The 12,868-nt window shown below is 37.8% G+C and carries 9 protein-coding genes; 1 reads left to right on the top strand and 8 read right to left on the bottom strand.

The genetic code is table 11. The annotated features are described in order from the left end of the window. Window position 1 precedes the first annotated feature (1 nt). From Bovatus_RS15735 to Bovatus_RS15705, 7 genes are all read right to left on the bottom strand, one after another. Entirely contained in the window at window positions 2-1,669 is a 1,668-nt protein-coding gene (locus tag Bovatus_RS15735) for a PKD-like family lipoprotein (protein ID WP_004298749.1), read from the bottom strand. Window positions 1,670-1,686: 17 nt separating this feature from the next. After that, window positions 1,687-2,370, bottom strand: a complete 684-nt coding sequence (locus Bovatus_RS15730) for a DUF4843 domain-containing protein (protein ID WP_004298745.1) — start codon at window positions 2,368-2,370, stop codon at window positions 1,687-1,689. Window positions 2,371-2,379: 9 nt separating this feature from the next. Then, complete coding sequence (locus tag Bovatus_RS15725; RefSeq protein ID WP_004298743.1) at window positions 2,380-3,903, bottom strand: RagB/SusD family nutrient uptake outer membrane protein; 1,524 nt, start codon at window positions 3,901-3,903, stop codon at window positions 2,380-2,382. A gap of 16 nt (window positions 3,904-3,919) precedes the next feature. After that, on the bottom strand, window positions 3,920-7,273 hold the full coding sequence (locus tag Bovatus_RS15720; protein WP_004298740.1) for a SusC/RagA family TonB-linked outer membrane protein: 3,354 nt from the start codon (window positions 7,271-7,273) through the stop codon (window positions 3,920-3,922). Window positions 7,274-7,405: 132 nt separating this feature from the next. Beyond that, a complete protein-coding gene (locus tag Bovatus_RS15715) occupies window positions 7,406-8,584 on the bottom strand; it encodes a FecR family protein (RefSeq protein WP_004298738.1) in 1,179 nt (392 codons plus the stop codon). Between the two features lie 31 nt (window positions 8,585-8,615). After that, on the bottom strand, window positions 8,616-9,125 hold the full coding sequence (locus Bovatus_RS15710; RefSeq protein WP_004298736.1) for a sigma-70 family RNA polymerase sigma factor: 510 nt from the start codon (window positions 9,123-9,125) through the stop codon (window positions 8,616-8,618). Between the two features lie 43 nt (window positions 9,126-9,168). Continuing rightward, a complete protein-coding gene (locus Bovatus_RS15705) occupies window positions 9,169-11,217 on the bottom strand; it encodes a helix-hairpin-helix domain-containing protein (RefSeq protein WP_004298732.1) in 2,049 nt (682 codons plus the stop codon). Between the two features lie 144 nt (window positions 11,218-11,361). On the opposite strand from Bovatus_RS15705, the gene Bovatus_RS15700 reads away from it, so the two are divergent. Beyond that, window positions 11,362-11,940 (top strand): DUF4294 domain-containing protein, encoded by a 579-nt coding sequence (locus Bovatus_RS15700; RefSeq protein ID WP_004298730.1) that lies wholly within the window; start codon window positions 11,362-11,364, stop codon window positions 11,938-11,940. A 360-nt stretch (window positions 11,941-12,300) separates the two neighbouring features. Here the strand turns inward: Bovatus_RS15700 and Bovatus_RS15695 are convergent, their stop codons facing one another. Beyond that, on the bottom strand, window positions 12,301-12,828 hold the full coding sequence (locus Bovatus_RS15695; RefSeq protein WP_004298728.1) for an RNA methyltransferase: 528 nt from the start codon (window positions 12,826-12,828) through the stop codon (window positions 12,301-12,303). Window positions 12,829-12,868: the final 40 nt, after the last annotated feature.

The raw sequence follows: 12,868 nt of genomic DNA, 5'->3' as shown, positions 1-12,868 counted from the left end.
ACTATTCATAATTATAGCTAATATCAACAATCTTCCCAATAGGCTGATCGGGATCTTCGTAAACACAAATGCTGTTTTCTTCACGAGCTACATCACCCGCCACTGTCAATTGCAATTCTACAACTACACCTTTATCAGCAGTATTGATACCCAACCCGAGAGACATGCCTAGTTTCTCCTTATATTCGCCCGTTTCCTCATCGTCACCTTCCTCTCTCACACTTTCAGGGTCCTTAAATTTTAAACTAACTATCTGTGCTGACGGATCAGTTTCATAAGTATAAAGTTCAATTGCCCTTCCGCGATCAAGATCAATGCGATATAATTTATTACCCGATGTCATAAATATAAGGTTTGCCGTATACGCGTAAGAAGCTGCAAATTTTGCTGTTTCTACATTTACTTCGGACGGTAAAGCAATCGTATACCGGGCAGCACAAATAGGATCTTCATCTTGCGCACTGAATTTAAACACAGTCAGCTCTTTTCCGTTCCGGGGAGAAGCAATCGCATAAGCAAAATTTCCCCAATTTCCACCCGTAACAATATCATGTACTTCTAAAGACGGATCAATTACATCCGGATCAAACAAATTAGATTCGTCTGACATTGAATACGTGGATACAGGCTTCTGGTCACTCCATTTAGTACCATAATTACGTATACTTTGAGTAGCCTGATTCCCCATATAATCACCAACCCCCGGAATAGATGCACTAAGAAAACGATGATTTTCAGAATCAAAAAACAAAAAGCCTCCTCCATACGAACCATAAGCGGAAATAGCAGGAAACTCACTTTCTTTTTTTACCGAGAATGGTACACAAAACCCATCCATAGGAGCACAATATGCTTTTCCACTATTTACAAACAATTCACCATGAGTACTCATTTTATAAAACTCAATATTCAACGGTTCCCCTTTTCCAGTCGGTTCAAAAAGTATTTTATTCGACGGATATCTCGTTATTAAAGTACTTGGAGTCAATAAGGCCAAGTCCTGATCGGTTACCACCATTAACGCCGGACTTACTTTAAAACCAAAAAAACCCAGCATACTACTTAAAAACGAATCTCCATAGTTTTTTCTTGCACTTACCGCCAAAGGTTTTCCTTCTAACGGAAATGACTGATTCAGTTCTGATTTAAAGACATCCGGATAAACATAATATCCTTCCGGAGTACCCTCTATCGCTCCTAATACTCCCTTTCCTTCTTTTTCCTGCAATACAAACCAGCAAGGATTTAAAGGACGAATAATTGCAACTTCACCTATCTGATACCAGATTGTTCCACTCTTTTTATCCGTAATGACCAACATTAAACCTATATTTTCCGATTCATAAGGCTCGACTGTTACTTTACATTCTTTGCCTACGGAATAATCTTTATAATCACTAAGTCTGTCCGACCCCGCTTTCTTTCCTTCGATTGTTTTCTTCCATTGAAACACAAGGTTTTCCTCATTTTGCTCCAAAGTCTGAGAAATCTCGGGTATAATTGAAACTTCCACTGCTTCCTCTTTAGGCATACGTACCTTCGTTTCAGGTATTACGATATCCATCGTATTTACATCATGATAATCGTAATCTCCCTTGTCATCGTAACAGCCTGTTTGCAATAAAGCCGCTCCGATAAAACTTACTATACAGATGATATATTTCCTCATAACGTTTCTTTTTAATCTTATTCATATTCTATTTCATCACCTTCTTCACCTAAAATCGGTGGATTCCCCGCCTCCTTATATTCTCTATAAGCTTGCTTGATTACATCAATATCTTCATCTTCCAAGTCATCCCATACACGTTGGCATACATCCATAATAAACATATATTTAGCATCGCTATAGCTACCAAATCCCACATAATCACTCCATTCGGTCGGTTTCAACTCCCATCTGACATTTAAAACGATTTGATTCTTTTCTACCAGACCTTTATCAAACTGATGAAGAGGGTTATTCAAATCAAACTCCAGATAACAACCATAAACATTTCTACCTGCCTGTACTTTCGGACGATTTATTTTATAATAGAATATCTGGCAAACTGTATCAAGGTCAGTATATGTATACTTGCTTTCCAATAATACATCCACTGAATTCTGATAATCATTATTCGGAGTTACTTTCACACAGAAATCACGATTCTCTTTCAAAAAATCTCCTTGTATTCTTACCTCGAAACTGTCTACAGCATAAGGTTCTTTCTTCACATAATCCGTATCAACCAAAGTACGGACATGCGTAGTGCTACCATAGAAATTGATACGAGGTGTCTGGTCATATAAGTCTATCTCGTTTTCACTGCATCCTACATAAATGCCGCAAACAAGAATAGCTAAAACAAAATATATAATACGTTTCATAATGCTTCATCATTTAGAGTTGTTTCCAAAAATATACTCATCATCCGGCAACGTCATCTGATAATGGGCTTCAGTCATCGTTTCAATCCCACAACCATAATAAGTGCTATAATTATGCGCTTTCAAGAAATAGAAAAGTTGACCTTCCGCGAAATATTCTTTCCTATATTCTTTCATTATCTCATTAATACGTTTAGTCTGGTTTTTGTCTTCTTCCGAAGTATTATCAAGGTCATCATATCCGATAGACGATATCTCATCACTATAAGAAATACCACGTGCAAAACGTACGGTATTTAGTGCATCAGCACTTTCCGATGCAGAAGGAACACATTCTGCAACAATATAATACATTTCGGGTAAGCGTATCAAAGGGATAGCGTCAGCACCGGAATAAGCATATCCGCCATTCAAAGGTTTCTGATTATATTTTCTACAAAAAACATCTGTCCGACTTGCCCCATTAATAACCTCAAACATTTCCGTATTTTTTCTCCAGTCAGTATTCCCTGCATCGGCAGTTTCATAGAAGAATTTAAATTTATCTCCATCCAGATAGAAATGTTGCTGAGTATTGGTATTCTCCATATCCATATAATTTCCAATAAGCAAATTGGAGAATTCATTGACTGTTATTCCAAAGATTTGCTCTGCGTAGCGTATGGAATTGTAATTGGAAGCAGTCTGCGATTTATACAATGTAAAATACTTAGAGGCAGCAATCACTTGTTTAGCGTACTCTGTGGCCAATCCTTTACTTTCCGCATCACCTTTGTAACAATATACACGAGCCAGCATAGCTTTAACCGCATATAAATTCATACGAAACTCACGATTGACAAGAAAATGATTTTTATCTGTAAAATCTTCATCCGTCTGATCGGTAAAGAAATCAAGAGGATCACTCTCTTTCAGTAATTTTTCAGCGTCATTCAAATCTTTGAGAATAGCGTCAACCACTTCGCTGGCTGGTAAAACAGGAGTGGCATCCTTATCAAAAGCAATACGGTAGGGTATAGCTTTGGATGCAGGATGTTCTTTATAAACAGGACCGAACATACGCAACAAATCAAAGTGAAGAAAAGCGCGAAGCCCGAGTGCCTCTCCCTTCATAGTTTCATAATAGCGTTCGGTAACTAAAACATCTTTATTTTTGTCTACGTACTCCAAGAAGTTATTAATATTGGCTATGATGTTATACATCGTTGAGTAAATCCCATTCTTCTTACTCAAAAACATGTTCTCATAATCGAATACGATACTTTGATCGAAAACAGCATTTGTATTATACCCCGGATAATCGGAATATAATCCTGCCAACTCATCCAAATAAGCATAAGTCAAGTCTCCGGCATACAATGTCGTGGTTCCCAACTTCAAATAAATACCTGTAAGCGCATCCTTAAATCCTGATTCCGACTCAAATTGCTTGTCGGTAGGAATAGAAGTCTTCGGAGATACATCCAACCAGTCGCTGCAAGACATAAGTCCCAGCATTGTTGTTGTTAATAGTATATATATTATCTGTTTCATACAAATAGGTTTTTAATTAGAAAGCAACATTCAAAGCAAATGTAAACTGACGGGAATACGGATAGTACAAACCTCTTTCGCGTTTCACTGTAGACCAATAGAAAAAGTCTTCCATATTAAACGTCACTTTAGCGGAACTCAATCCCCAATGACTAATAAATTTTGTATTAGTACGATCCATACGATAGTAAACAGACAACGAACTTCCCTGGAATATATTTTCATCCATTATAAACCGGGAAGTGGCTTTCGTTTCCAAACCGTTAGGATTAAGAACACGGAACTGTGCCTTATCACCCGGTTTCGCCCAACGTAGCTGAGTTACCCGTCGATCTACATTATATTTCAAATTAGCATTTTCCACCTTGTCAAGCAAGGTCTGATTATATACCTGACCGCCAAACTGATACCTGAAGCTGACATCTGCTCCCCAACCTCTGTATGTAAAGGAAGAATTAATATATCCTTGCCATTTAGGTTCTGTATTACCAATAGGTACTACATCATTCGCACTCCAGTTAACGGCACTCGTCATCTCCCCGTTACGTTTCAATAATATTTCATCTCCGGAAGCCGGATCAATACCTAATGAACGTACTACCCAAATACGGGAAAGAGATTCACCTTCTTCATAACGTGGCAACGGCGTATCTTTTAAATCTGATGCACTTTTATCATTTCTGTATTTCATCGCTTCCGATATTTTCAATAGTTTGTCAGTATTATGAGAACCGTTTACTGTAATTGTCCAATAAGCTTGTTTAGCAGTGTTTTTATAAGGAATAGCCGAGAGAGAAATTTCCCAACCCTTATTCTCTATCTTTCCCAGATTTTCCGGATAACTGCTGAAACCAAGAGAAGGAGCAAGACTTATATTGGCAACCATATTATCTGTTATTTTCCGATAATATTCCACACGTGCAGTAAAACGCTGATCGAAAAAACCGAGTTCCAAGGCAAGATTAGTACTTTTTGTAGTCTGCCATTTTAAACTTTCATTATGCATAGCCAAGATTTCCGAACCTGTTGCATCCGATGAGTAATAAGGAAGCAGTAAATTGGAATATGTATAATAACCATGTGCCTGATAAGGATCAAAACCTTGGGAACCGGTCGTACCGTATGTACCCCTCAAAATAAAATCGGAAATAAAAGATACATCTTTCAAAAAGTTCTCTTTTTTCAAATCCCAACGTAATCCGGTTGACCAGAAAGGAGCCCAACGGTTATTTTTTCCAAACTGTGATGAACCGTCCAAGCGTATATTAAAGTCGAACGAATACTTATATTTATAAGAATAGCCTCCAGCAGCTACCCAACCAATGGAGCGCGTTGTCCTCTCATCTCCTGTCACCTTCTCATTATATTTCTTACCAAACAACAAGTTATCCATATTATCATTCGGGAAACCAGTCACATAGTTTCCATAAGTCTCCGAATTATTCTCCAATACACTCATACGTGCATTAGCAGTCAGGTAGTGATCTTCCAGTTGCTTATTCCAGCTTCCTGTTAAATCTATGCCCCAATTGACAGCTTCGCTCTGACTTCTGCGGTAATCACCTCTTAAGGTAGGATCGGTCACATTATCAAAAAGCGTATGTTGTGCAGGACGAAAAATATCACGATGTCCTACGCTTTTGGACAAATTAAAAGCTCCTTCAAACCGTAATTCATTAGTAGGATTATATTCCACCTTGAAAAGTTCACGTACTGTAAAGTTTTTACTTTGGTCTTTACTGTTGAATGTCGTATTATACATCGGATTCAGGTAGCTCGACTCACCACCCACTCCTTCGAAATTATCAAGCCGTTTTTGTATTTCTCCGTTCTCTCCATATGGACGCAGATAAGGATTCAAGCGGGTATATTCACTAAAACTTCCCCACGGAGACTCATTAGCTACCGAATTATCCAACGTAATGCTATTCTTTAACAACACTTTTTTCAGGCGATACTGAAAATCAAGTGAACCGGTCAATACATCACGCTTACTGTCTTTCATCACACCCGGAGAACTATTATATCCGACATACATCCGATAACGCAAGGCTTCGTCACCACCTTCCAACGTAACCGTATGTCGTTGTTGGAAAGCTGTTTGCAAAGGCTTGTCCAGCCAATAAGTATTTACTCCTGCCAGCACTTCACGCAATTTAGATTGATAGAGCTGCCATTTTTCAACTGTCTCACCACCGTATGTATAAAGCCCGCTTTGCAACTCTGCGTCTATCTTCTCTCTTGCATTCATTAAATTATATCCGGTCATATCCGGAGCTTCAATACGAAGTTCCCCACCATAAGTCACCCAAATCCGTCCCGGTTTGGGAGTCTTGCTTTCGATAACAATTACTCCATTTGCCGCACGCGAGCCGTAAATAGCTGTAGCTGCCGCATCTTTCAACACAACGATAGAAGCAACACGGTCGGGATCCATATCGGCAAGTGTCTGTATGGTGATTTCAAATCCGTCCATGATAAGCAGCGGTTGATTGGCATAGGTCTCATATTCGCCCTGAACTGCTAATACGTCATTACTGGTAGAATTAAAATCTACCGCAGACTGTGTAGCCATATCCATATTTGCACCGCCACGCATACGCATATCAGGCAGATTATTCGGATTAGACCCCATATTGATATTATCCATGATGCGAAGCCCAGGAGCGACAGCAGCTATTGCTTTAGCCACATTATTCGTACTATATTTTTTCAGGTCTTCACCCTTGATAGTAACAGCAGAACCGGTGAATCCCTCTTTCTTCCTATTGAACATACCTGTCACCACTACCTCATCCAGCGCCTTTGTATCAGACTTCATCACTACCGACATATAGGATGAAGGATTCAAGAACTGGGTTTCCAAACCTACATACGATATTCTGACTCGGCTATCTTTCGAAACATCAGAGAGCTGAAAATTACCATTATTATCTGTGATAGTACGGATATTATTAGGACCTTCCACTATAATAGTGGCGCCAATAACCGGAAGTCCGTCTTCCTCGGAAAAAACTTTTCCCTTTACTTGTGAGAAAAACTTCTTAGAATCTTTTTTTGTGATATTTATGAATTGTCCGTCAATGTGGTATTTTAACGGATTTTTTCCAATAATCACTTTCAATGCTTCATCAACTGTAGCTTTTTCTACTTTTCCGGTAGAAGTATAAGAACTAATTTCATCGTAAATAAAAAGAACTTTATACCCCGATACTTTTTCAAAACGTTTAAAAATAGAGGGCAACCCTTCATTTTTAAACTCCATTGTTAGTTGCTTTTCTTTGCCTGTCTGTGCTTCCACACGCCATGAATAGGCAAAAAGGAAAAGCCAAAATAAAACAATGAACTTCTGTGCTTGATTCTTTTTCATAAGCCTGAATAGTTAAATAATATTTCATTCTTTTAATTGTATACGAAGTTTAAAAAAGAATGGTTACCCTTAAAAGAGTTTTTTTTCAGAAATATATTTTTCTATTCAGATTTATATCTTTTTGCTTGCTTTTTATTCGATAATTAGTTTTCCTGCTTCAAAATAAGCATGTATTCTCTCCATTCGATTCAATAATTCAATCAAATGAAAGATGTCTTGATGACGATTTGCAAAGAAATGCATACGAAGATCCATGATTTTGCTATTGCGGAACTCAATATCTATATTATACCAACGCCCTATTTCTTTCATCATGTCAACCAGAGCAACATCGTCAAAATAGAAAAATCCTTCCTTCCAATATAAAAATGATTCAATATCCACCTCTTTCACAGCAAATGTTCCGTTAGAAGAAAGTTGTGCACTTTGTCCCGGCATCATTTCAACACTATGAACCCCACAAGTATCGCTAACAGCCACTTTTCCTGTAATGAGCGTAACACGAACGTCAGTAGGAGAGTAGCTACGCACATTAAATTCCGTTCCTAATACGCGAACCTGTATATTTCCAGTTTTTACAATAAAAGGATGTTCTGCATCTTTAGTAACTTTAAAATAAGCTTCACCTTCCAAAGAGACGACTCTTTCTTTTCCTTTAAAAATCGTAGGGTAAGCTAATCGACTGTCTGAATTCAAGAAGACTTCGGTTCCTTCGGATAAAACAACTTTGAATGTCTCTCCCCTGGGAATACTTAATCTATGTATCTGTATTCTCTGCTTTCCCACTTCCTTGGTTTCTGTCTGAAGAAGAGCGCGACTATAATCTATTTCTTTAGAAGACAACTGTGCAGCGGAAGAAGACGAAAAAGATTCTACTACTTCTTTCAGTGGTTTTATTTCCTTCTCATCATTCACTTGTAAAGTGACTTCTTGGGCAACATGATTGGCTTGAAACACTTGAATGATTTCCGGTTGCGACGAAATCATCATTGCACGCAAAACTAAAATTATGACAACAGCTGCCGCTACACCTGTGATACTGGCCCACAACAGCATGCGTGTATTTTTTCTTCGATTGTTTTTAGAATGTTTATTATGAAAATCTGCCATTTCATTCCGGACATCAATTGCCAGCATATTTTGTTTTTTCTGCATCTCTATCACAATTTCTGCCAAATCAGAACATGCTTGCAAGCATTCCTCATCTTCTTTCAAATTATGTAATTGATCAGCAGTTATATGAGAACGATTCTCCATAATTTCCAGGAGTTCTTCTTCCGACTTACTTATATTTATATTCTTTTCATCCATAAATAATGTATTCAATATATATATTTACGTTTTAAAGTCTATTCCGGTTACCCTCTTGCCCCAATTCTTCGCGAAGAATACGCAAAGCCTTTACTATATTCTTATGAATAGCCGCAACACTTACATTCAATTCTTCGGCCACTTCTTTATATTTCTTATTATGAATATAGCATGCTTCCAATATATGATAATTATAAGGAGTCAACTTTTCCATAGCTTTACGAATACGCAAAACACGAGAATCAGAATGTTGTGAATCGACTTCTATCATTTTATCAGTTAATTGCGAAGTGAACTCTACATATTCTTCATGGATATTTTGCTTGCGAAGATAGTCAATGCAACGTGTACGAATGATTGTATAAAGATAAGTTTTAGCCGTCGCTTCTTCTATCTTTTCATAATTACGCCACAAATACTCAAAAGCATCACTTACGATATCTCTGCATACCTCAGCGTCATTTATAAAATAATATGCAAAATATACAAACTGTGCATACCATTCATTAAACATTTTGTCAAAAGTAGCCCTGTCATCCATTTAATATCGTATTCTTCTGTTATTTCTGGCAGACAAATATACATTAAAACTTAATACGCAGTTGCATTTGTACATCTGCTTTTTTATTTCCACAGATCAAATCATTGTCCGAACCGATCTCATTCCGGTCTAAATAGACTGTTTCGCCAAACTTGGTTATGAACAACCAGTGCTTATTCAGTTCATATCTGAAACGAACGGAGCAGCGAAATCCACGACCTTGGAAGGACGGTGTGTAAAACGTATAAAGCAATCCGCTTTCCGAAGCATATACACGCGAATCATAATCGTCTGTAAAAAAGTAACTGCCCTGAACGTCAGCAAACAGCCTGGCCCAAGGCAGTTGGGAGGATATCATTTGTGTAACCTGATATCCTATATTAGCAGCTCTGTCCTGAGAATGAAAATGATTATAATCTAAAGTTGTACGACTGCTTAACACATCTCCTAAAGAATAGTTCAAACGATAACGAAGTTGATGGTGAAAAATAGGAAGTGTTAGTGATCCTTTACTACCTGTCCAATCCCGTTCTTTGCGTTTATAGCGGTACTTCAGATACATGGATAGATAGCTGCGTGGAGTGAAAGTGGCTTGAAGCAATCCGTCTGTTCCGCGAGAGGGTTTATTTACTCTGTATTTTTTCCACGGAAAAGAAAATAAATCGAATGAGGCGAAGAATTTCCAATAGGCAAAAGGAGAAGTCTCCATGCCGATATAATATCCCTGTTCATTTTGTGTCGTACTTCCTTCACCAAAAGAATGGGCAAACATGGCCCAATAGTTATAAGAATAAAACCGGTGTATCAACATGATTTGAGTGTTTTGAACCGGTGAATATTGCAAACGGTTCAAAGAGGCCCAACCTTGTTTTCCGATGACCGTCTCTCCTTGAAAAGAAAAACGATGCCAGCGGTAAGCATAATCAATCCCCAGATTATAGAAGTTGTTTCCATGAAGATTGTATTTGGAATAGCCTGTTAATTCCGGTTCGTATGGTCGGTTGAAAAGGTAGTAAATACCGGTGATACCCAGTCGAATACGGTTGTGTTGATAACTCACGTGTCCACCTGTTAATTGCATGGTGAATAGGTTCTTTTTATCCGCTTCTTTTTGACTTCGGTGCAGTCCGGTTTTATAGATAGAGGTGATTTCTCCGTCAGTGATTACTCCATCTAATGAACGGTGTGAATAGAAACCGGAAAGATCCCAATCTTTAGATAAAGCAACAGTGGCGGCCACTCCCCGAAAATAATTGTATTCATCGCTGGAAGAGTGTTTCTTTATTCCGCCACTGCGATTGTTGAAAGAAGAGGCATAAATTGTTTTTCCCATCAGATAATCAGTGCTAATCACTAATCCTTGTCCGAAACTAAGCCGATAGTTACCAATAGCTAATGCTTTTAATCGTCCACAATCTTTTAATAACAGATAAAAGGAATAATAATCATAGCCGTAGCGATTGTGTAAAGCTCCAAAAGGTTCTCCAGCATCTTTTTCAGCAACGACTCCTGCATAGAGTCGGTCACTGTATCGGAAACTGTATTTCACAGAGTTATAAACAGAAGGTCCTAAATAGGTATGTTCATAACCTTTTCGCCTACAAAATGGTATATCAAAGCGAGTTAACAGCTCATTTTTTCCATATTTCGCTGCGCTTTTCAACAGACTTTTCCACCGAAAAGCAGGTTCATTGTTAATAGCTTTTATACAGACAAAAGGTAGTAAATACTGGATTGTTTGCCTATCCATCTCTTCTACCAGTTGAAGTTCATAGATGGTTTTCATCTGTCCGTGTATATAGATGTAAGCCAGCAAATGTTCAATCTGAATATCACTAAGGAAAGGAAACTGTTCGAGTTGTTCACGGGTAGCAACATTCAAATTAACTGGTTCCTGCATACGATTGGAAAGTTCTTCCAATTCATTTTCCCAATTAGGAGTATTAACAGAGTTATCAGTTCCGTTATTAACGGATAAATCTTCAAGAACATCTTCTAAAAGACTTTCAGAAAGGTTTTGAGCACTACAAGCAGGAATTATTAACAGGCTGTTTATAATACTTATCAACCGTAAAAGTTGAATAGTTTTCATCAATAAAATGGTTTATTCTTCCTGCTTTTTAACAGATAAGGCCGCAAAGATACTTTAAATAGGTTAACATCGAAGAGAAATGTCTGAATAATAAAATTTTAATTCTATTTTTGTATCGTGAAAAGAAGGCTTAACATAGTAGTAATGACGCTGTTTGCTATTGTTTGTTGTTCGTTGCGCCTGCAAGCTCAAGATAAACAAAGCATCAATGGATATTTGGTTCCGATGTGTATCTACAATGGAGATACCATTCCATGTGTCCAGTTAAGAACTGTGTATATTTTCCGTCCGTTGAAATTCAAAAATGAAAAGGAACGCCAGGAATATTACCGACTGATCCGCAATGTGAAAAAGGTATATCCTATCTCCAGAGAAATTAACCAGGCCATCATTGAAACTTACGAATATCTTCAGACTTTACCCAATGAGAAAGCCCGCCAAAAACATATCAAACGGGTTGAAAAAGGATTGAAAGATCAATATACTCCCCGAATGAAGAAACTCTCGTTTGCACAGGGAAAACTGTTGATTAAATTAATAGACCGCCAAAGCAATTCTACCAGTTATGAACTGGTAAAAGCATTTATGGGACCTTTCAAAGCGGGATTCTATCAGACTTTTGCTGCATTGTTCGGAGTCAGTTTAAAAAAAGAATATGATCCGCAAGGTGAAGACAAACTAACGGAACGTGTAGTGTTGATGGTGGAGAACGGACAGATCTAAAATCAATCAGCTTATAAGTTTATCAACTTTATAAACTAATTGATCACTACTCAACCATACTAGTTATCATTTCAAGAATTAATAAGCTTCCTGCAAGGTATTAATTTCCGGTTTCTCAGAAGTTAATACTTGAGTTCCCAGTTATTAATACGTATCATATAGGCTGTTAATACCTGACAACTCAAGTATTAACAGCCTGAAAACGAACTATCAACAACTATAATAATAACTACCCAACACCCATAGAATCAACATGGATCCATATAGTTATAAACAGAACATAGTTATTGATTATAAATGAATTAACTAAGCTATTAACTCGTTATAAACAACTTATTAACCAATCCTGTATTATGACTATTAGTGTAACTTTTTGAACAAATCCCAAATCACAATACCGGTAGTTACGGAAACATTCAACGAATGTTTTGTACCATATTGAGGAATCTCTATACAGCCATCCGAATGGTTAATAACCTCCTGCTGTACCCCTTTCACCTCGTTTCCCATAACGATAGCGTACTTCTTGGTTTTATCCAGCTGAAGTTCATCAAGCATGATGCTTCCTTCCGCCTGTTCTACAGAATAAACGATATACCCTTCGTTTTTGAGGTTATCAACAGCATCAACAGCGTTATTAACATACTTCCAGTCGACAGTGAACTCTGCACCCAGCGCAGTCTTATGCATTTCAGGGTGCGGTGGGGTAGCTGTTATACCACACAGATAGATACATTCAATACGGAAAGCATCCGAAGTACGGAACACAGAACCTATATTGTGCAAACTACGAATATCGTCCAGCACTACCACCAAAGGCAGTTTTTCAACCTGTTTAAACTCTTCGGCACTGATACGGTTCAGCTCTGTTATTTTCAGTTTACGCATACGTCTTTTCTTTTATTATGTTCTTGTCCACAAAGGTAAT

The sequence above is a fragment of the Bacteroides ovatus genome (assembly GCF_001314995.1).
GTDB lineage: Bacteria > Bacteroidota > Bacteroidia > Bacteroidales > Bacteroidaceae > Bacteroides > Bacteroides ovatus.
The sequence above is the reverse complement of the archived record's forward strand: the minus strand, read 5'-3'. Positions and strand labels throughout refer to the sequence as shown.

Bases quoted from the DNA above. Each gene is read 5' to 3' on its own strand.
- Bovatus_RS15735 (WP_004298749.1), bottom strand. From the start codon at position 1,669: ATGAGGAAATATATCATCTGTATAGTAAGTTTTATCGGAGCGGCTTTA.
- Bovatus_RS15730 (WP_004298745.1), bottom strand. From the start codon at position 2,370: ATGAAACGTATTATATATTTTGTTTTAGCTATTCTTGTTTGCGGCATT.
- Bovatus_RS15725 (WP_004298743.1), bottom strand. From the start codon at position 3,903: ATGAAACAGATAATATATATACTATTAACAACAACAATGCTGGGACTT.
- Bovatus_RS15720 (WP_004298740.1), bottom strand. From the start codon at position 7,273: ATGAAAAAGAATCAAGCACAGAAGTTCATTGTTTTATTTTGGCTTTTC.
- Bovatus_RS15715 (WP_004298738.1), bottom strand. From the start codon at position 8,584: ATGGATGAAAAGAATATAAATATAAGTAAGTCGGAAGAAGAACTCCTG.
- Bovatus_RS15710 (WP_004298736.1), bottom strand. From the start codon at position 9,125: ATGGATGACAGGGCTACTTTTGACAAAATGTTTAATGAATGGTATGCA.
- Bovatus_RS15705 (WP_004298732.1), bottom strand. From the start codon at position 11,217: ATGAAAACTATTCAACTTTTACGGTTGATAAGTATTATAAACAGCCTG.
- Bovatus_RS15700 (WP_004298730.1), top strand. From the start codon at position 11,362: ATGACGCTGTTTGCTATTGTTTGTTGTTCGTTGCGCCTGCAAGCTCAA.
- Bovatus_RS15695 (WP_004298728.1), bottom strand. From the start codon at position 12,828: ATGCGTAAACTGAAAATAACAGAGCTGAACCGTATCAGTGCCGAAGAG.